Source organism: Mesorhizobium sp. J8 (assembly GCF_016591715.1).
GTDB lineage: Bacteria > Pseudomonadota > Alphaproteobacteria > Rhizobiales > Rhizobiaceae > Mesorhizobium.
Genome location: NZ_AP024109.1, coordinates 5,322,139 through 5,345,594, shown reverse-complemented (window position 1 = coordinate 5,345,594; position 23,456 = coordinate 5,322,139). Strand labels below are relative to the sequence as shown.

20 protein-coding genes and 1 pseudogene are annotated in these 23,456 nt (G+C 64.9%); 10 read left to right on the top strand and 11 right to left on the bottom strand.

From position 1 onward, the window contains the following. Positions 1-83: 83 nt before the first annotated feature. From MJ8_RS25655 to MJ8_RS25645, 3 genes and pseudogenes are all read right to left on the bottom strand, one after another. On the bottom strand, positions 84-1,172 hold the full coding sequence (locus MJ8_RS25655) for a hypothetical protein (protein WP_201411434.1): 1,089 nt from the start codon (positions 1,170-1,172) through the stop codon (positions 84-86). A 385-nt stretch (positions 1,173-1,557) separates the two neighbouring features. Next, positions 1,558-1,947, bottom strand: a complete 390-nt coding sequence (locus MJ8_RS25650; RefSeq protein ID WP_201411433.1) for a c-type cytochrome — start codon at positions 1,945-1,947, stop codon at positions 1,558-1,560. Between the two features lie 133 nt (positions 1,948-2,080). Beyond that, positions 2,081-2,640: pseudogene (locus MJ8_RS25645) on the bottom strand (thymidine kinase). A gap of 248 nt (positions 2,641-2,888) precedes the next feature. On the opposite strand from MJ8_RS25645, the gene MJ8_RS25640 reads away from it, so the two are divergent. The 4 genes from MJ8_RS25640 to MJ8_RS25625 all read left to right on the top strand — a co-directional run bounded on the left by MJ8_RS25640 (position 2,889) and on the right by MJ8_RS25625 (position 7,126). Next, positions 2,889-3,824, top strand: a complete 936-nt coding sequence (locus MJ8_RS25640; RefSeq protein ID WP_201411432.1) for a choline ABC transporter substrate-binding protein — start codon at positions 2,889-2,891, stop codon at positions 3,822-3,824. Between the two features lie 122 nt (positions 3,825-3,946). Next, positions 3,947-4,801 (top strand): choline ABC transporter permease subunit, encoded by an 855-nt coding sequence (gene choW / locus MJ8_RS25635; RefSeq protein ID WP_201411431.1) that lies wholly within the window; start codon positions 3,947-3,949, stop codon positions 4,799-4,801. Beyond that, positions 4,798-5,979: a choline ABC transporter ATP-binding protein gene (choV, locus tag MJ8_RS25630; protein ID WP_201411430.1), complete on the top strand. Its 1,182-nt coding sequence runs from the start codon at positions 4,798-4,800 to the stop codon at positions 5,977-5,979. Before choW ends, choV begins: the two co-directional genes overlap by 4 nt. A 109-nt stretch (positions 5,980-6,088) precedes the next feature. Further along, positions 6,089-7,126, top strand: a complete 1,038-nt coding sequence (locus MJ8_RS25625; RefSeq protein ID WP_201411429.1) for an MBL fold metallo-hydrolase — start codon at positions 6,089-6,091, stop codon at positions 7,124-7,126. A gap of 10 nt (positions 7,127-7,136) precedes the next feature. Here MJ8_RS25625 and MJ8_RS25620 read toward each other — a convergent pair whose 3' ends face one another. Next, complete coding sequence (locus MJ8_RS25620; RefSeq protein ID WP_201415587.1) at positions 7,137-9,146, bottom strand: transcriptional regulator; 2,010 nt, start codon at positions 9,144-9,146, stop codon at positions 7,137-7,139. 237 nt (positions 9,147-9,383) lie between these two features. Here MJ8_RS25620 and MJ8_RS25615 point away from each other — a divergent pair, with 237 nt between their 5' ends. Both MJ8_RS25615 and MJ8_RS25610 read left to right on the top strand, forming a co-directional pair. Next, complete coding sequence (locus MJ8_RS25615; protein WP_201411428.1) at positions 9,384-10,469, top strand: PLP-dependent cysteine synthase family protein; 1,086 nt, start codon at positions 9,384-9,386, stop codon at positions 10,467-10,469. Positions 10,470-10,550: 81 nt separating this feature from the next. After that, positions 10,551-12,032 carry a pyridoxal phosphate-dependent decarboxylase family protein gene (locus MJ8_RS25610; RefSeq protein WP_201411427.1) on the top strand — a complete coding sequence of 494 codons (1,482 nt, stop codon included), beginning with the start codon at positions 10,551-10,553 and terminating at the stop codon, positions 12,030-12,032. A gap of 19 nt (positions 12,033-12,051) precedes the next feature. On the opposite strand, the gene MJ8_RS25605 is transcribed toward MJ8_RS25610, so the two are convergent. The 3 genes from MJ8_RS25605 to MJ8_RS25595 all read right to left on the bottom strand — a co-directional run bounded on the left by MJ8_RS25605 (position 12,052) and on the right by MJ8_RS25595 (position 14,644). Beyond that, positions 12,052-12,426 (bottom strand): YciI family protein, encoded by a 375-nt coding sequence (locus MJ8_RS25605; protein WP_201411426.1) that lies wholly within the window; start codon positions 12,424-12,426, stop codon positions 12,052-12,054. A 95-nt stretch (positions 12,427-12,521) separates the two neighbouring features. Then, positions 12,522-13,931: an ATP-binding protein gene (locus MJ8_RS25600; protein ID WP_201411425.1), complete on the bottom strand. Its 1,410-nt coding sequence runs from the start codon at positions 13,929-13,931 to the stop codon at positions 12,522-12,524. Next, positions 13,928-14,644, bottom strand: coding sequence for a response regulator (locus MJ8_RS25595; protein ID WP_201411424.1), 717 nt, complete (start codon positions 14,642-14,644; stop codon positions 13,928-13,930). Before MJ8_RS25595 ends, MJ8_RS25600 begins: the two co-directional genes overlap by 4 nt. Before the next feature lie 237 nt (positions 14,645-14,881). Here MJ8_RS25595 and MJ8_RS25590 point away from each other — a divergent pair, with 237 nt between their 5' ends. From MJ8_RS25590 to clpS, 4 genes are all read left to right on the top strand, one after another. Next, positions 14,882-15,184, top strand: coding sequence for a hypothetical protein (locus MJ8_RS25590; RefSeq protein WP_201411423.1), 303 nt, complete (start codon positions 14,882-14,884; stop codon positions 15,182-15,184). A gap of 37 nt (positions 15,185-15,221) precedes the next feature. Then, positions 15,222-15,467, top strand: coding sequence for a hypothetical protein (locus tag MJ8_RS25585; protein ID WP_201411422.1), 246 nt, complete (start codon positions 15,222-15,224; stop codon positions 15,465-15,467). Positions 15,468-15,617: 150 nt separating this feature from the next. Next, positions 15,618-15,932, top strand: coding sequence for a hypothetical protein (locus tag MJ8_RS25580; protein ID WP_201411421.1), 315 nt, complete (start codon positions 15,618-15,620; stop codon positions 15,930-15,932). 131 nt (positions 15,933-16,063) lie between these two features. Continuing rightward, positions 16,064-16,369: an ATP-dependent Clp protease adapter ClpS gene (clpS, locus tag MJ8_RS25575; RefSeq protein WP_040989718.1), complete on the top strand. Its 306-nt coding sequence runs from the start codon at positions 16,064-16,066 to the stop codon at positions 16,367-16,369. Positions 16,370-16,540: 171 nt separating this feature from the next. Here clpS and MJ8_RS25570 read toward each other — a convergent pair whose 3' ends face one another. Genes MJ8_RS25570 through MJ8_RS25555 form a run of 4 tightly spaced genes read right to left on the bottom strand, consistent with a single transcriptional unit; the run spans position 16,541 to position 23,369 of the window. Next, a complete protein-coding gene (locus MJ8_RS25570; protein ID WP_201411420.1) occupies positions 16,541-18,628 on the bottom strand; it encodes a hypothetical protein in 2,088 nt (695 codons plus the stop codon). 3 nt (positions 18,629-18,631) lie between these two features. Next, positions 18,632-21,454 (bottom strand): DUF4159 domain-containing protein, encoded by a 2,823-nt coding sequence (locus tag MJ8_RS25565; RefSeq protein ID WP_201411419.1) that lies wholly within the window; start codon positions 21,452-21,454, stop codon positions 18,632-18,634. Next, complete coding sequence (locus MJ8_RS25560) at positions 21,451-22,365, bottom strand: DUF58 domain-containing protein (RefSeq protein WP_201411418.1); 915 nt, start codon at positions 22,363-22,365, stop codon at positions 21,451-21,453. Before MJ8_RS25560 ends, MJ8_RS25565 begins: the two co-directional genes overlap by 4 nt. Beyond that, on the bottom strand, positions 22,365-23,369 hold the full coding sequence (locus MJ8_RS25555; protein ID WP_201411417.1) for an AAA family ATPase: 1,005 nt from the start codon (positions 23,367-23,369) through the stop codon (positions 22,365-22,367). The genes MJ8_RS25560 and MJ8_RS25555 overlap by 1 nt, the downstream gene beginning before the upstream one ends. Between the last annotated feature and the right edge of the window lie 87 nt (positions 23,370-23,456).

The following is a 23,456-nucleotide window of genomic DNA, read 5'->3' as shown; positions in this document are numbered from 1 at the left end:
ATGCCCCACGAATATCTGCCCGGATTCCTTTGATTTTCGCAGGTTCTGACCGCAAAACCCTGGAACACTTTTGCGGAACCTGCTTAGGACTGCACATAGTTGGCGGCGTTGTGCTTCTTCATCACCTCGTCGAAGCGGCGGGCGAAGGCATCGTCGGCAAGCTTCTTGCGGCGCTGGATGTCGGCTGAAGCCACCATGTTCTTCTCATGCATCTCGAGCAGGTCGCCGATGTGCTTCTGCGAGGCGGCGCCGATGCCGGCCATGGTCTCTTCCGCCGTGTTGTCGACCTGGCTGCCCAGCGTGTTGATCTTGTGGGCGACGTCCTGCTGGGCGGCGGTCTTCAGCGAATCCTCCAGCGCCTTGTAGAGGACGATGCGCTGCTCGGTGTCGATGGTCAGCTTGTTGATCAGCGTCGACTGCGCGGCGATCTGGTTGTTGAGCGAATCGACAAAGGTCTGGAACATCGAGGTGTAACGCTCGAGCGTCTGGCTTTCGGCCAGCAGCTCCTGCTCCTTGGCCTGTTTTTCGTTGTATTCGGTCGCCATTTTCGAGCGCTCGCCCTCGAGCTCGGTGCGCTCCTTCTGGGTCGTGGAGGAGGCGATCTTGTTCTCGATGTCGAGCAGCAGAGGGTTCAGTTCCTCGATGCGCTTCTGCACAGCCTCGAGGTTGGACATGGTCGCCTTGCGGCGCTCGATCACCTGCGACAGGCTGGTTTCGGAAGTCTTGTAGCGCTGGTCGAGGACCTGCTTCTGCGCCTTCAGGATGCCGACGATGGTATCCGATTTCGCCAAAAGCTCCTGCAGATTGCCGGCTAACGACATGTTGCGCACGCGGTCGGTGCGCATGCGCTGCTTGCGCTGCGCCGAGAAGATGCCGACGAAGTTTTCCCAGCCGGTGTAGTTCTTCATGCTCTCGAATTCGGCGCCGAAGACGTTGGTTGCGTCCTCGAGCCCGATGATCAGGTCGGCGATGTTGCCTTCCATGACCTTCTGCTGCTTGAGCACGTCCTCGATGCGGGCGTTCTCGATGTCGAAGTTGGCGTCGCCGATCTTCTTGTCGGCCTGGGCAAGCGTGTCGAGCACCGTGCCGGACTGCTCGATCTTGGTGCGCATGTCCTGCACGACCTGCTTGGTCTTGGCAATTTCGGCATCGAAATTCTGCAATGTCGCCATTGGGGCCTCCCGCTTCGGCATCCGTTTCCGTGTCGTGGCGGCGAATATATGTGGGGCTTCAAGGGATTGAAAGAAGGAAGACAAACAGAGGCGTCAAAACAAAAGAATTGGTTAGACCCTTGAAAGACAAGGCAAGCATGCGCATGGTGTCCAATAATGCGCGCCGCCATCGAACAGCTTCAGCTTATATGCCTTAAGTTGTTGTTTTTACGGACGGCCAAGGCGATTAGACAGCGCCGGAAATCTCTACAGCGGTTCACCGTTTCCCAGAAACGGCGAGCCGCTCTATCTCTTTGTTTTTTGCCCAATTCCGGACGGCAAACCGCTCACACCTTCCTGGAATTGCTCCTGCGCCGGCGGCAATACCGGTTTCTTCCAATAGCGATCAGGGCTTGGGGTTGGCCTTGAGATAGGCAACCACGTTGGCGATGTCGTCATCGCTGGTCAGGCCGGTAAAAGCCATCCTGTTGCCGGGAACCTTCTGCCTGGGCGCCTTGAGATATTCGGTGAGGTTGGCTTCGTCCCAGAGGAGGCCTGCTGCGCCGGCATCCTTCATGGCTTGCGAATAATGGGTCTGAAAACTTTCCGCCGAGCCGGCTTTGCGGCCGACGACACCCAGCAGATGCGGGCCGACCTTGTCGCGATCCGTCGCTGCCTCATGGCAAGCGATGCAACGGTTGAAGACCTTCTTGCCCAGCGCAGCATCGCCACCGGCATGCGCGGCAAGGCCGCCGGCAAGCAGGAAGACGGCGGCGGACGAGATGGCTCGAAACATTGCGGATTCTCCGGCTGGTTCTGGCTGGCTGGAAATTAGGACGCCGACCTTAACAAAGCAGCATAAAACCGCGCAATTGCATCCGGGTGGCAGCCGGCTACCCGACGGCCGGCAACCCGAAAAGGCTTTCGGTTCATGCCCTGACGAAGCCGATGAAGTCATCGGGTTCGGCCCTGCCCATCTCCTCTTCCCAATGGCGGCGGCAGAGCGAGACATAGACGTCCTTGCCGATCGCCACCTGCTCGCCCTTTTTCGCCACCTTGCCGTCGGGTCCGAGCCGCACCACCATCGTCGCCTTGCGGCCGCGCGCGAGCCGGAGAACAGATTGCCCTGGAAATCGGTGCGCAAGCCGTAGCACATGACCGGAATACCCAGGCGATCGGCGATGCGGGCGAGCTGCCAGACCTGCTCCTCCTCGAGGAACTGCGCCTCGTCGACGAAGATGCAATGCACCGGGGCATGCCGGTGATGCTCGGCGACCCTGGCATAAAGATCGTCGCCGTCGCGGAACATCTCGGCCTCTGATTCGAGGCCGATGCGCGACGAGATCAGCCCGCTGTCGCCCTTGCGATAGAGGCCGGCGACGAACAGCATCGTCGACATGCCGCGTTCGCGATAGTTATAGGACGCCTGCAAAAGCATGGTCGTCTTGCCGGCATTCATCGTCGCGTAGTGGAAGTAAAGCTTGGCCATGCCGTCCTTCTAAGCTCACATGTCGGCGCACGGGGAGGGGGCCTGCGGCTCCGTCCACCAAAAACTCCTGCCGTCTAAATCCGATGTCGTTCAAAAGCTCGTCATGTCGCTTAATGGCCAGCCCGCGCCGTTCGTCGTGATGTTGAAGCGCTTGAAACGGCTTCAAAATGGTGTTTGGCTGACGAAACAAGGCGGGCGCAAGAACCGTGACTTCGCTTTGCCTCGAAGTTCCAATGGGAGAAAAGTTCATGTCGCGTATGAAATCCTTCGTCGCAGGCCTCGGCCTTGCGGCGCTTCTGTCCACGACCGCCGCTTATGCCGGCGATCCGGCGAGCTGCAAGGCGGTCCGCCTGTCGGACGTCGGCTGGACCGACATCCAGGCCACCACGGGCCTCGCCTCGGTGCTGCTCACCGCGCTCGGCTATGAGCCGCAGACGATCCAGCTTTCGGTGCCGGTGACCATGGCCTCGCTGAAGAACAAGGACCTCGACGTCTTCCTCGGTAACTGGATGCCGTCGATGACCAACGACATCAAGGACTACACCAAGGAAGGCTCGATCGAGACGATCAGCACCAACCTGACGGGCGCCGGCTACGGCATCGTCGTGCCGACCTATGTCGCAGATGCCGGTGTCAAGACGCTGACCGATCTCGGCAAGTTCAAGGACAAGTTCAACGGCAAGATCTACGGTATCGAGGCCGGCAATGACGGCAACCGCATCATCCTCGACATGATCAAGAACCCGAAGGACAATCTGGCCGGGTTCGAGCTGGTCGAGTCCTCGGAGGCCGGCATGCTGACGCAGGCCGAGCAGTCGATGAAGAACAATGAATGGATCGCCTTCCTCGGCTGGACGCCGCATCCGGTGATGGGCGCCATGAAGATCACCTATCTCGACGGCATGGGCGACAGCGGCTTCGGCGCCGCCACGGTCTACACGATCGTGCGCAAGGGCTACACCACCGAATGCCCGAATGCCGGCAAGTTCATCGCCAATTTGAAGTTCAATCTGGATATGGAAGGCCAGATGATGGACGCGATCCTGAAAGGTGGCGACCCGCAGACTGTGGCGACCGACTGGCTCAAGAAAAATCCGGATGCCGTCAAGCCATGGATCGCCGGCGTGACCACTTTCGACGGCGGCGACGCCGCAGCCGCGGTCAAGACCGCGCTCGGGGGCTGATCCGCTTGGGACCGGCATGATTCCGGAAAAGGGCAGCCCTTGAAGAGGCTGCCCTTTTTCATATGCCTGGAGACGTGAGAGGATGACCGTGCGGCAAGCGCGGCGAAGCCGAGAGGGGAAAGATGGATCCGATTTCTAAATTCCTGACCGACTACAAGATCCCGATCGGGCCATGGGGCAAGGCCTTCTTCAGCTTCCTGACCGACAATTTCGACACCATCTTCCGGGCCTTCTCAAACGGACTGAATTTCATCCTCGACGGGTCGGTGAACCTTTTGCTGATGGTGCCGCCCGTGCTGTTGGCGCTGGTCATCGCGGTTATCGCGTGGTTTTTGCAGCGTTCGCGGCCGCTCGCCATCGGCGTCTTCCTCGGCCTGATCTTCATCATCAACCAGAATCTCTGGAAACAGACCGTGCAGACGCTGGTGCTGGTCGTTGCCGCCGCCGCCATGGCCATGGCGATCGGCGTGCCGCTCGGCATCTGGGCCGCGCACAAGCCGAAGGTCTACCGCGTCATGCTGCCGGTGCTCGACCTGATGCAGACGCTGCCGACCTTCGTCTACCTGATCCCGGTGCTCACCCTGTTCGGCCTCGGCAACGCGCCCGGTCTTATCGTCACCATCATCTTCGTCATTCCGACGGCCGTGCGGCTCACCCATCTGGGCGTGGTTTCGGTGCCCAAGGCGATCATCGAGGCGGGCGAGGCCTTCGGCGCCACCAAGCGCCAGCTTCTGTGGAAGGTGGAGCTGCCCTCGGCGCTGCCGACCATCATGGCGGGTCTCACGCAATCGATCATGCTGTCGCTGTCGATGGTCGTGTTCGCCGCGCTCATCGGCGCCGGCGGTCTCGGCACGGAAATCAACCGCGCGCTCGGCTCGCGCCGCATCGATCTCGGGCTTGAGGCCGGCCTCGCGATCGTCGTGCTCGCCATCGTTCTCGACCGCATGACCCGCATCGGCGTTGGAGGCAAGAAATGACCGTCGCGGTTGATTTCAAGAACGTGGACATCGTCTTCGGCGCCGACCAGGCAGGTTCGCTGGCGCTGATCGACCAGGGCGCCACCCGGGCCGAGATACTGGAAAAGACCGGCAATGTGCTTGGATGCGCCGGTGCCAGCCTCACCGTGCACGAAGGCGAGATTTCGGTACTGATGGGGCTGTCCGGCTCGGGCAAGTCGACGCTGCTGAGGGCCGTCAACCGGCTGAACGTCGTGTCGCGCGGCCAGGTGCTGGTCAAGGACGGCGACCGCATCGTCGATGTCGTCACCTGCGACGAGACGACCTTGCGGCGGCTGCGGCAGAAGCAGGTGGCCATGGTGTTCCAGCAGTTCGGCCTGCTGCCCTGGCGCACGGTCGAGGAAAATGTCGGCTTCGGCCTCGAGCTTGCCGGCGTGCCGGAGGCGGAGCGCAAGGCGCGGGTGCAGAAGCAACTGCAGCTTGTCCATCTTGACCAGTGGTCGAAGAAATACGCCCATGAGCTTTCAGGCGGCATGCAGCAGCGCGTCGGCCTCGCCCGGGCTTTCGCCACCGAGGCGCCGATCCTTCTGATGGACGAGCCGTTCTCGGCGCTCGACCCGCTGATCCGCACCAAGCTGCAGGACGAATTGCTGCAGCTCCAGGCGGAGCTGAAGAAGACCATCATCTTCGTCAGCCACGACCTCGAGGAGGCGCTGAAGATCGGCAGCCACATCACGATCATGGAGGGCGGCCGCATCGTGCAGACCGGCGCGCCGGAAGACATCGTTCTGCGGCCCGCGAACGACTATGTCCGCGACTTCATCGCCAATGTGAACCCCTTGTCGGTGCTGACGGCGTGGAACGTGATGCGGGACCGCCGCGACCTGGAGCAGGGCGACAATGGCTGGGTGTGGCTCGACCGGCGCAAGACGACGCGCTTCAAGATCGACGAGCATGGCCTGGTGGCCGCGGCCGAACGCGACGGCAAGCCGGCGGTGTGGGTCTCCTGCGCCGATGTCGAACGTCAGCCGGAGGAAGGGGCTCAGGTGTTCTGGGCCAATCCCGGCACGCCGCTGAAAACGGTGATGCTCGCTATGCACCGCTCGCAGACGGCGCCCGTGGCGCTGTTCGACGAAGGCTCGCGCTTCGTCGGCGCGATCGGCATCAGGGACGTGCTGAGCGCCGTGCTGAGGCGGTAGGGGCTTCCAGGCCTTTGGACGGGCAAGCGGTCTGCCGCTGGCGGGCTCAGCGCGCTTGTTCTAGACTGGCCGACAGCCGGGCCATCGGCCTCAGGCGAGAGAGGCGCGAATGATCTTCCGTCAGCTGTTCGATTCCGTTTCCGGCACCTATTCCTATCTGCTCGCCAGCCGGCGCGGCGGCGAGGCGCTGATCATCGATCCGGTGCTGGAGAAGGTGGATCGCTATCTGCAACTGGTCAACGAGCTGGATCTGAGATTGGTAAAGGCGGTGGACACGCATCTTCATGCCGACCACATCACCGGCCTTGGCGCGCTGCGCGACAGGACGCATTGCGTGACCGTCATGGGCGAGCAGACCAAGGCCGACGTGGTGTCGATGCGGCTTGCCGACGGCGACAAACTCGGCATCGAGGGGCTGGCGCTCGACGTCATCTACACGCCCGGCCACACCGACGATTCCTACAGCTTCGTCCTGCCCGACCGGGTCTTCACCGGCGACACTCTGCTCATCCGCGGCACCGGCCGCACGGATTTCCAGAACGGCGATCCGCGCCAGCAATATGAATCGATCTTCGGCCGCTTGCTCAAGCTGCCCGACGAGATGCTGATCTTTCCGGCGCATGACTACAAGGGCGAGACCGTGTCGACGATCGGCGAGGAAAAAGCCTTCAATCCGCGCCTGCAGGTGAAGTCGGTCGACGAGTACGTCCACATTATGAACAATCTCAACCTGTCCAATCCGAAAATGATGGATGTGGCCGTGCCCGCCAACATGCGGGTCGGGCTGCACCAGGATGATATCGCCGCCCGCGGCTGGGCGGTGAGCGCGGAGCAGGCGCTGGCGCTGGTCGGGCGGCCCGACGTGGCGCTGATCGACCTGCGCGAGCAGTCGGAACGCGAGAGGCACGGCGTCATTCCCGGCGCGATCCACCTGCCCTATGGACGGCTGCAGGAGAATATCGCCGCCGGCGGCATGCTGCATGAGTTGGCGAAATCGACCAGCAGGCAGATACTCTTCTATTGCGCCTTCGGCGAGCGCTCGGCGATGGCGGTGCAAGCGGCGCAGGATGTCGGCATTTCCAGCGCCCGCCACATCCAGGGCGGCATCGATGCATGGCGGAAGGCCAGCGGGCCGCTGATGCATTAAGCTGAATGGCTCAATTCAGTCCGATCAGCTTGGCGCCGTTGCGGAACAAGGCTTCCCCGTCCCGGTCGAAGCGGAAGGTGGCGATGAAATCGTCGGCGCGATAATCAGGCCACGTGTTACGGATCCTGGCGGCGAAGCTGCGCGCCTCGTCCTGCCGGCCAGCCAGCGCCAGGCAATGGGCGGCGATCGCCAGGATGATGACGTGGGCGTTCGGTCTTGCGGCCGCCTTGAGCGCCCATTCGGCCGCCGCGTCGAATTCGCCGAGCCGCGCATGCGCCATGGCGCGCGCGCCCATCATGCCGAACAGCAACGGATCGAAGGGGCTGAGATGGCGCGAATGGTCGGATGAGCCGATCGCCGATCGCGGATCGCCCGACTGCGAATGGACGAAGGACAGCGCGTAATGGCCGAGCGCGAAATTGGGGCTGAGATCGACAGCATTTGCGAGTTCCAGCAGCGCGCCGTCCTGCTCGCCGCGCAGCCATAGCGCGCGGCCCATCGCCCAGTGGGCGGCAGGGTTGCGGTCGTCGACCAAGAGGCTCTGGCCGGCGCTTTCGAAAGCCAGCGCGGTCTCGCGGTCGCGGTCGCCCCAGCGCTGGAAAGCGTTCTGCCAGTGGGTGAACGACATGCCGGCATGGGCGCGCGCGAAAGTGGGGTCCAGCTTCAGCGCCTCGCCGAAGAAATGCTGCGCCAGCTCGTTTTCCTGGCGGGTGAAGCGATACATGTGCCAGAGGCCGCGATGATAGGCCTCCCAGGCATTGAGCGAGTTTGGCGCTTTCAGCAATGCGCGGTTGCGCTCCACCGTCGCGATCTCGGCGGCGATGGAAGAGACGATGCTGTTGCCGATATTCTCGCTGACGATGAAGATGTCGTCGGGCTTGTGCTCGAAGGTCTCGGCCCAGACGACCCTTGCCGTGCGAACCTCGACAAGCTCGACCGAGATGACGAACCGACCCGGCAGGCTGCGCACCGCGCCTGTCGCGACATAGTCGACATTCAGCCTGCGCCCGGCGTCTTCCGGCGCTATGTTCTTCTCGGCGAGCGCAAAGACCGAGCCACGGGCGATGACGAAGAAATCGCGAAGCTTGGCAAGCCGCGTGATGATGTCATGCGTGAGGCCGTCGGCCAGCCCGCCACGGAAGCCGCCGGTACCGGCGCTCTCCGCAAACGGCATCACCGCGAGCGACGCCCGGCGCGTCGCCGCCGGTTCGGTTTCGATCTCGGCGACCGGCAGGTCCGGGGACGGGAAAGCCGGTCCTGATCGGGCGCATGGCGTTGCGCTGGCATTGCGGGCTTTTATCTCCTGCCACGCCTCACGCAACGGCGTGAAATCCAGCTCTTCAGAGTGAAACAGCTCCGCCGCGGTGGCAAGGTGCTCCTCGCCGGCGCCGATTTGTCCGCGCCGGGCCAGGTTTTCCAGCAGCGCCACATGGGCACGGCCGTCGAAGGGCGCAAGCTCCAGCCATTTGTCGATATAGGCGCCGGCCTCATCGGCTCCCTGTGGAACAAGGCTGATGATGTGCTCCAGAACCGCGACATGGCAGGCGCTGAAGCGGCGGCGCTGCGCCGTCAGCCAGCTGCCGAAATGCGGGCTGCGATCGAGCTCGAGCCCGTCGAGAAAATCGCCGGCGAACAGTTGCGCAAGCGCCCGCAGACGGTCGAGGCGAAGCGTCTCGATCCCGTTCGCCACCGCCGCGGCGGCCTCCACGGCATCGACGCTCGCTCCGCCGAGGCGAAGCGCCACGGTGTCGCCTTCCGTCTCGACCCGGCGCAAGCCCGGTTCGTCCAGCGCGGCACGCAGCTTGCTCAGACACCAGCGCAACTCGCCGCGCGGATCGTTGGGCACGTCCCAAAGAAGTTCGCAAAGACGGCTTCGGCTGACAGGGTGGGGCGCCAGCGCCAGATAGGCGAGCAGCGCGCGCAGCTTGCGCGAGGAAGGGAGCCTGACGGGCACACCGTCACGGGCGATCGTCAGCTTCCCGAGCAACCGCACGGAAAGGCTGCCTGAGCTGCCCTCCATGCACGGTCGAGCGGATTCCACGTATGTTTCCACGCTTTCTCCAACGCTCACCAGTTGGTCCATATTCTATCACCAAAGACGACAGGAGGCAGCCGGCAGCCCCATTCCGTGCCGGAATGCCGCCGTTGCCGCGTAGGCGGCAGGTCGACCAAACCCTATCGCGGCCAGGTGTCGAAACCGCGCCGCCAAAACTGCCGGTCTGTAACCGGCACGTGAGGACATCGAGGAGAAAGCAGCATGTTGCATCAGTTGAAAATCAGGACTACGGCCGGGCGCGGCCGGCTATTCGACAGCATTCTCGACACGGTCGGCGACACGCCGGTCATCCGCATCAACAATCTCGGGCCGGGTCACGCGACGATCTATGTAAAGGCCGAATTCTTCAATCCGGCGGCCTCGGTGAAGGACCGGCTGGCCCTCAACATCATCGAGGAGGGCGAGCGAAGCGGTAAGCTCAAGCCTGGCCAGACGGTGATCGAGGCGACGAGCGGCAACACCGGCATCGGCCTCGCCATGGTCTGCGCGCAGAAAGGTTATCCGTTGGTGGTGACGATGGCCGACAGCTTCTCCGTCGAGCGCCGCAAGCTGATGCGCATGCTCGGCGCCAAGGTGGTGCTGACGCCGCGCGCCCAGAAGGGCTTCGGTATGTATAAGAAAGCGGTCGAACTGGCCGAGGCCAATGGCTGGTTCCTGGCGCGCCAATTCGAAACGGAAGCCAATGCCGCCATCCACGAGGCGACGACGGCGCGCGAGATCATCAACGACTTTGCCGGTTCCAGGCTGGACGTGCTTGTCACCGGCTACGGTACCGGCGGCACGGTCGCCGGCGTCGGCCGGGTGCTGCGCCGCGAGCGGCCGGAGGTGAAGATCGTGCTTGCCGAGCCGGCGAACGCGCAACTGATCGGCAGCGGCAAGGCCCAGGAGCGCGGCGCCGGCGGCGCGCCGGCCGCCAGCCATCCGGCTTTCGAGCCGCATCCGATCCAAGGCTGGACGCCGGATTTCATCCCCAATGTGCTGCAGGAAGCGATCGACCAGCGCTACTATGACGAGGTGGTGCCGATCCCTGGTCCCGAAGGCATGAAATGGGCGAAGGCGCTGGCGCAGCAGGAAGGCATCTTCACCGGCATCTCCGGCGGCGCCACCTTCGCCGTGGCACGCCAGATCGCGGGCAAGGCTCCGGCCGGTTCGGTGATCCTGTGCATGCTGCCCGATACCGGCGAGCGCTACATGTCGACGCCGCTCTTCGACGGCATCGAGGCGGAGATGGACGCCGAGGAGACGGCGCTGTCGCGCTCGACGCCCAGCTGCCAGTTCGACGGCTGAAAACGGATACCGCGACGCCGCCATGAACGGCGGCGTCGCCATTGTGGCACATGATCACCCACACGCCGGCGGGAGATACCGATGGACGGCTTTCAGGAAGCGGCGACCGCGGACGAAACGCTCGATCCGCCGGACTGGACCGATGCTGGGGCGCTCTCGCACCGGATCCTCGACGACGCCATCACCTATCTCAAGGATGTCCGCAAGCGCCCGGTCTGGCGTGAGATGCCAGCCGAGGTGAGCTCATTCTTCTCGGCGCCGTTGCCGCGATCGCCGGCGCCGATGGCCGATGTCTATGACGATGTCGCCCGCAACGTCATGCCTTACCCGATGGGCAACGTGCATCCGCGCTTCTGGGCCTGGTATATGGGAGCCAGCAACTTCACCGGCGCGCTCGGCGATTTCCTGGCGGCGATCCAGGGTTCCAATCTCGGCGGCGGCAACCATGCCGCAGGCTTGATGGACAGCCAGGTCGTCAACTGGATGAAGGAGACGGTGGGTTTCCCGGCCACGGCCGGCGGCACACTGGTCAGTGGCGGCTCGATGGCCAACATCATCGGCCTGACCGTGGCGCGCAACGTCAAGGCGGGCGTCGACGTGCGCGAGCGCGGCGTCGGGGCAGTGCCGAAACCCCTGCGCTACTACGCCTCGGACCAGGTCCATTCCTGCCACCGCAAGGCGATGGAGGCGCTGGGCCTCGGCAACCGGGCTCTGCGGCGGATCCCGACCGACGCAGGGTTGCGCATCGATATCGCCGCGCTCAAGGCGGCGATCGCGGAGGACCGCGAGGCGGGTTTCGAGCCGGCCTGCGTGATCGGCACCGCCGGCACGGTCAACACCGGCGCCGTCGACGACCTTCAGGCGCTGGCGACGGTGGCGGCCGAAGAAGACCTCTGGTTCCACGTCGACGGCTGTATCGGCGCGCTGATCGCGATCGCGCCTCAAAACCGATCGCTCGTCGCCGGCATCGAGCAGGCGGATTCGATCGCGCTCGATCCGCATAAATGGCTGCACGCGCCGTTCGAGGCAGGCTGCGCGCTGGTGCGGGACGCATCCCAGCACCGCAACACCTTTGCAGTCACGCCGGAATATCTGGAATCGACGCCGCGCGGCCTTGCCTCCGGGGCGTGGTTGCACGACTACGGGCTACAGACGTCGCGTGGTTTCCGGGCGCTGAAGATCTGGATGGCGCTGAAGGAGCATGGCGTCGATAAGTTCGGCCGGCTGATCGACCAGAACATCGCCCAGGCCCGCTACCTTACCCGATTGATCGAGGCGGAGCCGGCGCTCGAACTGATGGCGCCGACCACCATCAACATCGTCAGCTTCCGCCACCGGTTGGCCGGCGCGTCCGAAGAGCGGCTCAAGACCTTCAACACCGAGATTATGCTGAGACTCCAGGAAGAGGGCATCGCGGCTCTGTCCGACACGACTGTGCACGGCCGGCACTGCCTCAGGGTGGCGATCGCCAATCACCGCACGCGACGCGACGATCTCGACCTGCTGATGCGCGAGATGCTTCGGCTGGGACGGGAAATCGCGGCTGTCGCGACACCAACCTGAGACGCGGGCCTAGTGTATATCAACCGGCCTGCAGCGCGGCGCCCGGCAAATAGAGCATGATCGGCCGGATTTCGTAGACGGCGGTTGGATTGACACGCTTGAGATCGCGCGCGGCGGCGATCGCTTCGTCCTGGTTCGCGCAGTCGAGGACATAGAGGCCGAGCAACTGTTCCTTGGTCTCGGCGAAGGGACCGTCGATGATCATGCCGTCGCCCGGGCCGCGCAGCGTCACGGCCTTGGCCGTCGCGTCAAGCCGGGCCGCCGGCCCGAGCTTGCCCTCGCGGGTAAGCCTGTCGTTGACCTCGAGCAGGTCTTTCATCAGTGCCGCATCCTCGTCGGGCGTCCAGGACTGCACGGTGTCTTCCACGTGATAGGCAAGGACGGCGTAGAACATGGATGGATTTCCCTCGTGACCAAGCGGGCCGCACTATCACAAGGAAGAGGCGGCCGATCCAGTGGCGCAATACGGCGGGACAACCGGCTGCTGACTCAAGCTGCCACCGGCAGCCTCAACTCCGTCAAGAGGCCCCCGCCGGGGTAGTTCGAAAGGTTGACCTCGCCGCCGGCGCCGCGCGCGATGTTGCGGGCGATGGTGAGGCCGAGGCCGAGGCCGCCGGTGGTGCGGTTGCGCGAACCCTCAAGCCGCACGAAGGAGCCGAACACCGCATCCAACTGCTCCTGCGGGATGCCGGGACCTTCGTCACGGATCGACAGCGTGATCGTGTCGCCCGATCGCCGCACGCCGAGATGCGCCTTCTTGCCGTAGGTCACCGCGTTCTGGATGAGATTGGTGACGCAGCGGCGCAGCGCCACCGGCCGCGCGATGCAGATCAGGCCGCGCGAAGGGACCACGTCCTCATCGAAGCACGCGCCGTCGAAGGAGTCCGCCACCGATTCCACCAACGACCAGAAATCGATCCGCTCGGCCTTTTCCTCGGTCACCTCGAACTTGGCGAAGTCGATGACGGAGCTGGCGATGCTTTCGATGTCGGCAAGGTCATGCGCGAGCGCTTCGCGCGCCGGCGATCTGCGCAGCAGTTCGAGGCGCAGGCGCATGCGGGTCAGCGGCGTGCGCAGGTCGTGCGCCAGCGCCGCCGCGAGGTGTTCGCGATCCTCGACATAATCGCGCAATCGCATCTGCATGGCGTTGATCGCCTTCGCCGCGGCGCGGATCTCGCGGCTGCCGCTCTCTGCGATCGGCGGGCTCTTGAGATCATTTCCGATGCGCTTCACCGCGGTTTCCATCATGCGGTAGGGCGCGGTCAGGCGGCGCAGCGACCAGATCGACATCACCACGATCAAACCGGCGATCAGCGAGTAGAGCGGCAGGCTGTCGGGGCTGAGGATCGGCCCCGGAGGCGTGATCGGCTCGGTGAAATTCAGCCACTGCCCATCGGAAAAGCGCAACGATGCGGTCAGCTTGTCGCTCTGGGCGAAATCCGCGCCCAGCACCAGCAGGTCGCGCTCGACCTGGCCAACATCTTTGTTCATCGCCTCGCCGTCAGGTACATCCGATTCCTGCGTGGCCGGATCGCGCCGCACGCGCGCGTCGGTGACGCCGAATTTCGACAAGCGGCCGACCAGGATGTCCTCCAGCTCCGCCAGTTCATCGTCGCCGGCGATCGAAGAGGTGACGGCGGGCGTGTCCGAAACCGTCAGCGCATAGGTCGAGTTGAACAGGCCCGACGCGGTCGCCTTGCGCTCTTCGGGCGTGGCGTCGTGCATCAGCTGCACCAGCGAGTATGCGCGGTCGTTCAACCGGTAGAGGTCGACGATATCGTTGGCGGCGGCCCGGTCGCGCGCCACGATGTAAAGCGTCGCCACCTGGCTGATCATGAGGCCGGCAATGACGATGAGCAGCACCCAGACTGGCAGGGTCTGCGGCAGGAAGCGTCTCATTCGGACGTGGTCTCGGGCAGGAACTGATAGCCGCCGCTGCGCACGGTCAGGATCAATTTCGGCGTCTTCGGGTCGTCTTCCATCTTGCGGCGCAGACGGCTCACCAGGATGTCGACGCTGCGGTCGAAGCTGTAGCCGGTGTCGCCGCCGGAAAGCTCGATCAGCTGCTCGCGGGTAAGCACGCGCTGCGCGCTCTTGACGAAGGTCTGCAGCAGGTTGAACTCGGCCATCGTCAGCTCCACCCGGACGTCGTCGGGCGCCGTCAGGCGGCGCCGCGCGCAATCCATCGTCCAGCCGGCGAAGCGGTAGACCTGCTTGGCGGCGGGACGGCGCGGCTCGGCGCTGCCGTTGCGTCTGAGCACCGCGCGGATGCGGGCCAGAAGCTCGCGCGGATCGAAGGGCTTGGGCACGTAGTCGTCGGCGCCCATTTCCAGGCCCACCACGCGATCGGTCGTTTCGGTTACCGCGGTCAGCATGATGATCGGCGTGGTGTAATTGGCGCGGATCTCGCGGCAAAGCTCGAGGCCGCTTTTGCCGGGCAGCATCACGTCGAGAACGATCAGGTCCACCGGCGTGCGGCGCAGGATCGCTTCCATCTCGGTGCCGTCGCCGGCCACCGTCGTGTGCAGGCCGCGCTTCTGGAAGAATTCCTGCAACAGGTCGCGTATGCCCTTGTCGTCGTCGACGATCAGTATGTGCGCATCGGATTTCACTCGAAACCTATCATTCTATTTGCCGGACATCCCTTCGCGAAACACCCACACGATAGAATTCGGGCCACATCTTGGCCAGTGGCCGCGATCGCCGCGCCGGCCGGGTTTCCCAGAAACAATCCAGAAACAAAATTCTACAGTCGGGAAAAACTGGTGAAAAATTTCAAGGTCATAACCGGTGCCGTGGCGGTCAGGTCATCGGCTGCGACGCAAGTTTCGGAGTAACGGGCAAGACCAATGCAGAGGTTCTGGATCAGCGTGATGGGTGCTTTGCTCAGCATATCGCTCATCACAGCCGCGGCCGGCGCCTCCACCGCAAAGGTAGCCCCGCTAACCCGGACCGAGCGCTGCACCAATCTGAGCCGTCAGGTTGACGAAGCCCTCGAAACCCATGCCGCGGCAACGCAGGTCACCGCGGCGAAAGCACTGCAAAGAAAGGGAAACCGGTTCTGCGCCAACAAGAAACAGGCACAGGGAATCCGGATGCTCGCAAACGCTTTGAAGCTGCTTGGAGTGACGCCGGTCGATCCCGACCAGTGACGCTCATCCAGACCTGCAAAAAAAAGGAAATGAAGCCATGAAGAAGTCCATCCTCTCCGCCCTCGGCCTCGGTGTTGCTCTCGCCTTCGCGATGCCGGCTCTCGGCAACGCCCAGACGACGACCACCGCTCCGGCTGCTTCGACCGCGACCACCACGACCGCTCCGGCCGACAGCACCGCCAAGCCGGCGAAGAAAGTCGTCAAGAAGGCCGCCAAGAAGCACAAGAAGGCTGCCAAGAAGGTCGTCAAGAAGACCGACAAGAAGGACGCTCCGAAGACCTGATCCAGGCTTCGGCATCATCTTGCAAAGCCGTTCCGGCCATCTCGGTCGGAGCGGCTTACGCGTGACGGAAGCCCTCTCAGCCGGCAGTTTCCGCCGCGCCTAGCGCGACCCTTAACCTGATCGCAATGCCGGTGCTGTAGGACAATCCGCATGAAGAAGCGGCTTTCGTCCCTGATGCGTTCGCTGGCACTCGGCGGCCTGATCGCCACCGCGGCCGCGCGATCGCTGATCATCTTTACCGCAAGCCCCGTGCCGGATCCCGCCAGCGGCAGGACCGAGCCCGAGCTGTTCGCGCCGCTGATCTCTTCAAGCTTCGACTACATCACGCCGGCGCAGTCGTGGATTCTGCTCGTGCTGACCGGCGCGACGATGATCGGCTTTGTCGCCTGGATGCTCTTCGCGCTCCTTGAGCGCGGACCGGGTGGCCCCGGCAGGTCGCGCACGGCCGGGCGGCAGGGGCGTTGACCGGCAGGCGACGCTTCCCCACATATGGTTTTCATCACCTCGGCTCCGTTGCCGTCGCGCGGGGCAAATGGACGTGCGCGTTCCTGCGTGACGAGTGAAACGAAAACCCAGTTCATCACTGGTGGATTCCGATGCCTGAAACCGTCCTCAAGCCCCGCACCAAGACTCAGCCGAAGACCGAGCGGCCGAAGCTCTACAAGGTCATCCTCGTCAACGACGATTTCACGCCGCGCGAATTCGTGGTGACGGTGCTCAAGGGCGAGTTCAAGCTCAGCGAGGATCAGGCGCACCGCGTCATGATCACCGCGCATACGCGCGGCGTGTGCGTAGTCGCCGTGTTCACGCGCGACGTCGCCGAGACCAAGGCGGCGCGCGCGACCGATGCCGGCAAGGCCAAGGGCTATCCGCTGCTGTTCACGACCGAGCCGGAAGAGTAGGGGCGGGCGCTTTCCTTCTCCTCCTCTGTGGGAAAGGTGGATCGGCGCGCAGCGCCGAGACGGACGAGGGGTGCTCCGGCGCCAAGCTTATCCCTCACCCGGATTGCCAGCCGATTTGTGAAGGACAAATCGGGGCAATCCGACCTCTCCCACAAGGGAAGAGGTAAAAACTCACCGTCCCTCGCGATACCACATCGAGCCGATGGCGAGCAGCAAGAGGCCGAGGCCGAGGAAGCCGCCGAACAGCGGCACGCGTGAAACCGCCTTGAGCGTGCTGTCGTCGGTCGTGCGCAAGCCTATCCAATCGTCGCCCGAGGCGGCCGCCGAAGAGCGGACCGGCACGATCGACGGCAGGGCCACGCCGCCGGCGAGATTGGCGAGCGTCGATGACGGCGCCAGCCGCCGCACGCTGCCGCCGGTCGCTTCAGCGGGCGCCTTGAGCCGGTTTTCGGTCGAGACCACGTCCTGGAATTCCGGCGCGTTGATCGGGCCGACATGGGCAAGCGCCGTGAGATCGCCATTGCCGATCTGGTAAAGGCCGATCTCGCTGGCCCGCAGGCTGCCGGTGAAGATGCCGGGCTCGGCTTTATCGAGCTTCACGGTCACGGTCTTGCCGGAGGGGGTGATGACCTGAGCGGGACCCGGTTCGTCGCTCATCGTCTGGCGGCGGATTTCGAGCACCATGCCGCGGCCGTCGGCGGTCAGCCGTTCCTCCTCCAGTTCCGGCTCCTTCATCAGCCAATGCGCGATGCGCCGGTAGAGCTGGACATGTGGGCCGCCGCCTTCGAAGCCGCGCGCCCACAGCCAGCCCTGGTCGGAGAGCAGCATGCCGACACGGCCTTCGCCCTTGCGGTCGAGCAGGAGCAGGGGCCGGTTGTCGGCGCCCTTCATCACCACTTCGCCTTCCGGGTTCTTGACGCCGATGGTGCGGAACCAGCGGCTCCAATGCGGCGGCTCGCTCGCCGAGCCGTCGAGCCCGCGCGTCACGGGGTGGCGCTGGCCAAGATCGGTCAGGCGCGGATAGAAGGCCTTGTCCACCACTTCGCCGGTCGGCAAGGCCGGCAGCGCGGCGTTCAGCGGCGTGCGGGCAATGGAGTTTTCGCCGGCATATTCGGGGCCGGCGGCAATCAGCAGCGCGCCGCCCTTTTCGACATATTCGGAGATGTAGTCGTAATAGAGGATCGGCAGCACGTCGCGGTGCTGGTAGCGATCGAAGATGATCAGGTCGAAATCCTTGATCTTCTCGACGAACAGCTCGCGCGTCGGGAAAGCGATCAGCGACAATTCGTTGATCGGCGTGCCGTCCTGCTTTTCCGGCGGGCGCAGGATGGTGAAGTGGACGAGATCGACCGAAGCGTCCGACTTCAAAAGATTGCGCCAGGTGCGTTCGCCGGCATGCGGCTCGCCGGAGACCAGGAGCACGCGCAGGTTCTCGCGGATGCCGTCCACCAGGGCGATCGCCCGGTTGTTGGCGTCGGTCAGTTCGCCGGGCTCCCGGTCGATGCCGAGCTGGACGATGTTGCGGCCGGCATTGGGTATCGTGACCGAGAGCTTCATCGGCTGGCCGACGGTCGCATGCTCGACCGAGACCTGTTCGCCATTGACAGAGACGCGCACGTCCACCGGCGCGCCGTCGCCTTCTGTCGAAATGACACGGTAGGTCATGTCGAGCGGCTTGCCGACGAGACCGAAGCGCGGTGCGTTCTCGAAGCGGATACGGCGGTCCTTCTCGTGCTCATTGCCGGTGATCAGCGCGTGCAGCGGCGCGTTGAACTCCGGCGCGCCGGCAGGCGCGTCATGCACCTCGCCGTCGGTGATCATGACGGCGCCACCGATGCGCGACGGCGGCACGTCGCGGAAGGCGCCCTCAAGCGCGCTGAACAGTCTGGTTTCGGTACGGTCGTCCGCGGCGTCGGACTTGCCGGCCTCGACGACGCGGACGTCGAACTGCTTGAAGCGGGCAAGACGCTGCTCAAGGCCGGCCAGCGCCTCGTCGGTCTGCTTGGCGCGGTCGCCGATGTCCTGGCTCTGGCTGCGGTCGACGATCAGGGCAACGACGCTCTTCAGCGCATCGCGCTCCTCGGCGAGGAAAACGGGATTGAGCAAAGCCGCGGCAAGCGCGAGCAGCGCGATGAAGCGCAATGCCGAGCCGCGCTGGCGGAACCACAGGCCGACCAGCGCCAGCAGGAGCAACGGCACGAAGAGCAGCCCGAAGAGCGGCCAGGAGACCAGCGGTTCGAAGGAGATCGACCAGTTCATGACCTACTGCCCCAGCCGTTCGAGCAGCACCGGCACATGCACCTGGTCGGATTTGTAGTTGCCGGTCAGCATGTACATCATGATGTTGACGCCGGCGCGCAGCGCGTAGACGCGCTGCATCGGATCCGGCGGCACCGTCGGCAGCATCGGATCGCCGTTCTCGTCGATCGCCCAGGCACCGGCGAAATCATTGGCGGTGATCATGATCGGCGAGACGCCGTCGCCGGTGCGCACGGGGCGGTTCTCGGTATTGCTGGCGTCGAGTGAAGCCTCGACCCAGAGCGGGCTGCCGTTGAAGCGGCCGGGGAATTCCGGAAGGATGAAGAAGGATTTGGTCAGCACGTGGTCCGAGGGCACCGGCTCCAGCGGCGGCACGTTGAGATTCCCCAATATGTCGCGCAGCCGCTCGGTCGCAGGGCTTGCCGAGCCGGCGCCGATGCCGTTCGAGAACTGGTCGCGCGTGTCGAACAGAACCGTGCCGCCCTGCTGCATGTAGGCATCGATGCGGGCGATCGCCGCTTGGCTGGGCATCGGCGCCGTCGCATCGATCGGCCAGTAGATCAGCGGGAAGAAGGACAGTTCGTCCTTGGCGATATCGACGCCGGCCGGCGGACCGGGCTCGAGCGCCGTCTTCTCGATCAGGAAACGCGTGAGGCCCTCGAGGCCGGCGCGGCTGATCGAATCGACGCCCGGCTCGCCGGTGATGACATAGGCGATGCGGGTTTTCGAAATATCCTCGATCGCCTGGGTGTCGCCGGGCTTCGAATCGTCGGCGCGAGCAGGATCGGCATGGCCGAAGAGGCCGCCCAGCACGGCCAGAACGGCTGCGGCTGTCGCCGCCGTGCCTGCGCGGCGTGGCCGGCGCGCCAGCAGGCCGCCCATCCAGAACACGGCCAAACTGTCGAGCGCCATCAACAGCAGCGCGACGGCGACCAGCGGCCCCTTGAGATTCTGCGATTCGTCAAAGGCATAGGGGATGGCCGTCACCGGCAGCGAAACCTGCGGACGAACCAGCGGTGCGAATGTGCTCGACGCATCGAGCAGATTATGCGCGAAGACGCCCGTTTCGGAACCGTAGAGACCGGGCGGATTTTCCAGTGTCACCGGCAGCGGGCCGGCGCCGGGCACCAGCGGCCGGGCATCCGGCGAGGGCGGCGTCAGCATGCCGTTGGCGTCGATCATGCGGTACGGCGCGAGCGACGCGGCGGTGGCCTCGGCATTGGCGATTGCCGCGCCCTGGTTGCGCGACAGCTGCACGATGCGCCGCAGCATTTCGACGAAGCTGCCGGAGATCGGTAGGTTCGACCAGGTCGCCTCGGGCGTGACATGGAAGAGCACCAGCGTGCCCTTGTCCTTCTTCATGCCCGTCACAAGCGGCGTGCCGTCAGCAAGCGTGGCCCAGGTGCGTTCGACGATGTCGGGTGTCGGCTCGGCCAGAACCTGCCGGCTCACCGTGACCTCGGAAGGCGGTGCAAGATCGGCGAAGGGACCGGTCTTCGGGAATTCGGTCACAGCCTGCGGCGTCGTCCAGGACAGCGCGCCGCCAAGCGCCCGCTCGCCGCTGCGTAGCCTGACCGGCAAAAGGTCGTCGTCATTGCCGGCGGCGGCAAGGCGGGGACCAGCAAAACGCACCAGCGTGCCGCCCTTGTCGACCCAATCGACCAGCCGTTGCTTGACCTGCGCCGGGATGGTTCCGACATCGGCCATGATGATCATCGCCGGCTTTTGGTCGAGAAGCTGCGGAATCGCGTCGGCAAGGTCGGCGCTCGATGGCTCGACCAGGTCGGCGAAGGGCTGCAGGGCGCGGCGGATATAGTAGAGCGGCGACAGAAGCGGCTGCGCCTGGTCGGCCTCGGCCTGCGACAGAAGGCCGACGCGGCGGCGTTTCGAGCTCTCGTCCAGCACGCGCACGGCGCCGGCGTGATGCTCGCCGTCGAGCGCGATCGAAGCGAAATCGTTGCGCAACTCGAACGGAACCGCCATCGTCCCCGTGGCGGTGGCTTCGCCCGGAGCGAAGGTCAGCGTCGCATCTGCGATGCGGCGGCCCTTGTCGTCGAAGGCGCCCGCGGTGATCTGCGCCGGAGCCGGGTTGCCCGGCGCGCGGATGGCGGTCAGCGCGAAACCGTCGACCTGATTGTCGGCGCCGACCAGGCCGGTCACGGAAGGCCGGTCGGACGTGGCCCAGACCAACCGTGTCGCGTTCTTTTCGAGCAGCGTCTTGAAAGCGGCCCCGTCGCCTTTGGCGGCAAGCCCATCGGCGAGCACCGCGACGCTGGCGCCCGGCAGGCGTTCCAGCGCGGCGGCGACGCGGGCATAGACGGCGGGCCTGTCGGTGGGGATCGGCCGCGGCTTGGCGGCGCGCAGGTGGTCGAGCGCGGCCGAGGCGTCGAAAGGACCGATCTCGGCATTGGGCTTCTCAGCGGTGAAGGCGATGACGACCGGCACGCCGTTCGAGCCGGCGTCGGCGATCAATCGCTCCGCAGTGGCGACGCGCTTGTTCCAGTCGGCGGCGCTCGCCCAGCCATTGTCGATGACAAGCGCGAGGGCGGCACCTTCCGCCGGCAGTTTTTCGCGCGGATTGAAGACCGGCTCGGCCAGCGCCATGACGACGAGCGCGGCCATTAGCAACCGAAGCAGCGTCAGCCACCACGGGCTTTGCTGCGGGGTTTCCTCGCGCCTCAGGACCCGGGCGAGGATTCTCAGCGGCGGAAAAACCTCGGTCTGCGGCCTGGGCGGGGTGAGACGCAGCAGCCACCAGATCACCGGCAGTGCCAGAAGGCCCCACAGCACCATGGGCGCCCCGAAGGAAAGCGGCAGCCAGCTCATGCGACCGCCTTTCCGAAATTGGCGCCGTCAGCGGTCATCGCCAGGTGGACGCGCACCAGCGCCTCGGAGGCGAGGCGGTCGGTGTGGTTGACGGTGTAGCTCCAGCCAAGACGCTTGCACCAGGCGGCCAATTCCTCGCGGCGGGCACGGTAAAGCAGCCGATATTCCTCGGCCAGCATCTCGGCGCGACCGGCGGTCAGCTTGTCGCCGGTCTCGGGATCGGTGAACTCGGTGCGGCCGGCATAGGGGAAGGTTTCCTCAGCGGGGTCGGCGACCTCGATCAGATGCGCGCGCACGCCGTGGCGGGCGAGCACGTCGAGCCAGGCCTTGGTTTCCTCGGCCGGATCGAGGAAATCGCTGACGAGCACGATATCGCAGAAGCGGCGGATGGCCGACAGGTCCGGCTTGGCGGGCAGCGCGGCGGCGTGGCTGAGCTGGGCGGCGATGCGCTCGGCGCCGTTGCGGGCGGTGAACGGGTCGGTCAGGCCCGGCCAGGCAATGCGCTCGCCGCTGCGCGACAAAAGCTCGGCCAAGGCCAGCGCCAGCACCAGCGCGCGCGATTCCTTGGAGACGCTTGCACCGGCGGATTTGTAGAGCATGGAAGGCGAGGGGTCGGCCCAGAGCCAGACGGTGTGCGCGGCTTCCCACTCGCGGTCGCGTACATAGGTATGGTCGTCCCGCGCCGAGCGGCGCCAGTCGATGCGCGAGGAATCGCCTTCGACATAGGGCCGGAACTGCCAGAAATTCTCGCCGATGCCGCGCTTGCGGCGGCCATGCCAGCCGGCGATCACGGTGTTGACGATACGGCGGGCCTCGACCAGCAGGTCCGGCACAAGTGAAGCCCGCAACCGGCCGCGGGCGAGCGCGTCGCGCGTCGCAACCGGTGCCTGGACCTCGCCTATTCGACCCATCAGACGCCTTTTGCCAGCTTCGCCACCACGTCGCGCACCGAGGTGCCTTCGGCGCGGGCGGCGAAAGTCAGCGCCATGCGATGCTGCAGCACCGGTTCGGCCAAGGCACGGACGTCGTCGACCGAAGGCGCCAACCTGCCATCATATAGGGCGCGGGCGCGGGCGCACAGGGTCAGCGCCTGACTGGCGCGCGGGCCCGGCCCCCAGGCGACATGCTTGTCGGTCTCGGCATTGCCCTGGCCCGGCCGGGCCGAACGCACCAATTTGAGGATCGCCTCGACGACGCTTTCCGGCACCGGCATGCGGCGGATCAGCGTCTGTATTTCCCTGAGCCTGGCCGGCTGCAGCACGTTGTCGGCCTTTGCCTCGTCGACGCCGGTGGTTTCGAGCAGGATGCGGCGTTCCGCCTCGATTTCCGGATAGAGGATATCGACCTGCATAAGGAAGCGGTCGAGCTGGGCCTCGGGGAGCGGATAGGTGCCTTCCTGCTCCAGCGGGTTCTGCGTGGCCAGCACATGGAAGGGCGAGGGCAGGTCGTGGCGGACGCCGGCGATGGTGACGTGATATTCCTGCATCGCCTGCAGCAGCGCCGACTGCGTGCGCGGCGAGGCGCGGTTGATCTCGTCCGCCATCAGCAATTGCGTGAAGATCGGCCCGGAAATGAAGCGGAAAGAGCGCTTGCCGAACTCGTCCTGTTCCATCACCTCGGAGCCGAGAATGTCCGACGGCATCAGGTCGGGCGTGAACTGGACACGGCGGGAATCGAGGCCAAGCACGATGCCCAACGTCTCCACCAGCTTGGTCTTGGCGAGGCCCGGCACGCCGACCAGCAGCGCATGGCCGCCGGCCAGCAGCGCCACCAGCGTGCGCTCGACGACGGATTCCTGACCGAAGATCACCCGGCCGACCGCATCGCGGACCCTGGAGATGTCGGCCAGCGCCTTTTCGGCTTCCTCGATCATCGCTTTTTCGCTGATCGGGCTTTCCTTGATCATCACGCTCATGCCGCTCGATCCTTGTGGTTGGAGATACCGGCCTGCATTCTCGATGCCGCAGAATGCCGCGATTCGGCCTGACCTGGCGCCTGCAAT

What these genes read in the sequence shown, in the direction of transcription:
- MJ8_RS25580 (WP_201411421.1), top strand. Translation starts at nt 15,618, where the DNA reads ATGAAGAAGCGGCTTTCGTCCCTGATGCGTTCGCTGGCACTCGGCGGC.
- MJ8_RS25605 (WP_201411426.1), bottom strand. Translation starts at nt 12,426, where the DNA reads ATGTTCTACGCCGTCCTTGCCTATCACGTGGAAGACACCGTGCAGTCC.
- choW (WP_201411431.1), top strand. Translation starts at nt 3,947, where the DNA reads ATGGATCCGATTTCTAAATTCCTGACCGACTACAAGATCCCGATCGGG.
- MJ8_RS25625 (WP_201411429.1), top strand. Translation starts at nt 6,089, where the DNA reads ATGATCTTCCGTCAGCTGTTCGATTCCGTTTCCGGCACCTATTCCTAT.
- MJ8_RS25600 (WP_201411425.1), bottom strand. Translation starts at nt 13,931, where the DNA reads ATGAGACGCTTCCTGCCGCAGACCCTGCCAGTCTGGGTGCTGCTCATC.
- MJ8_RS25570 (WP_201411420.1), bottom strand. Translation starts at nt 18,628, where the DNA reads ATGAACTGGTCGATCTCCTTCGAACCGCTGGTCTCCTGGCCGCTCTTC.
- choV (WP_201411430.1), top strand. Translation starts at nt 4,798, where the DNA reads ATGACCGTCGCGGTTGATTTCAAGAACGTGGACATCGTCTTCGGCGCC.
- MJ8_RS25610 (WP_201411427.1), top strand. Translation starts at nt 10,551, where the DNA reads ATGGACGGCTTTCAGGAAGCGGCGACCGCGGACGAAACGCTCGATCCG.
- MJ8_RS25560 (WP_201411418.1), bottom strand. Translation starts at nt 22,365, where the DNA reads ATGGGTCGAATAGGCGAGGTCCAGGCACCGGTTGCGACGCGCGACGCG.
- clpS (WP_040989718.1), top strand. Translation starts at nt 16,064, where the DNA reads ATGCCTGAAACCGTCCTCAAGCCCCGCACCAAGACTCAGCCGAAGACC.
- MJ8_RS25640 (WP_201411432.1), top strand. Translation starts at nt 2,889, where the DNA reads ATGTCGCGTATGAAATCCTTCGTCGCAGGCCTCGGCCTTGCGGCGCTT.
- MJ8_RS25620 (WP_201415587.1), bottom strand. Translation starts at nt 9,146, where the DNA reads ATGGAGGGCAGCTCAGGCAGCCTTTCCGTGCGGTTGCTCGGGAAGCTG.
- MJ8_RS25650 (WP_201411433.1), bottom strand. Translation starts at nt 1,947, where the DNA reads ATGTTTCGAGCCATCTCGTCCGCCGCCGTCTTCCTGCTTGCCGGCGGC.
- MJ8_RS25615 (WP_201411428.1), top strand. Translation starts at nt 9,384, where the DNA reads ATGTTGCATCAGTTGAAAATCAGGACTACGGCCGGGCGCGGCCGGCTA.
- MJ8_RS25585 (WP_201411422.1), top strand. Translation starts at nt 15,222, where the DNA reads ATGAAGAAGTCCATCCTCTCCGCCCTCGGCCTCGGTGTTGCTCTCGCC.
- MJ8_RS25555 (WP_201411417.1), bottom strand. Translation starts at nt 23,369, where the DNA reads ATGAGCGTGATGATCAAGGAAAGCCCGATCAGCGAAAAAGCGATGATC.
- MJ8_RS25590 (WP_201411423.1), top strand. Translation starts at nt 14,882, where the DNA reads ATGCAGAGGTTCTGGATCAGCGTGATGGGTGCTTTGCTCAGCATATCG.
- MJ8_RS25655 (WP_201411434.1), bottom strand. Translation starts at nt 1,172, where the DNA reads ATGGCGACATTGCAGAATTTCGATGCCGAAATTGCCAAGACCAAGCAG.
- MJ8_RS25565 (WP_201411419.1), bottom strand. Translation starts at nt 21,454, where the DNA reads ATGAGCTGGCTGCCGCTTTCCTTCGGGGCGCCCATGGTGCTGTGGGGC.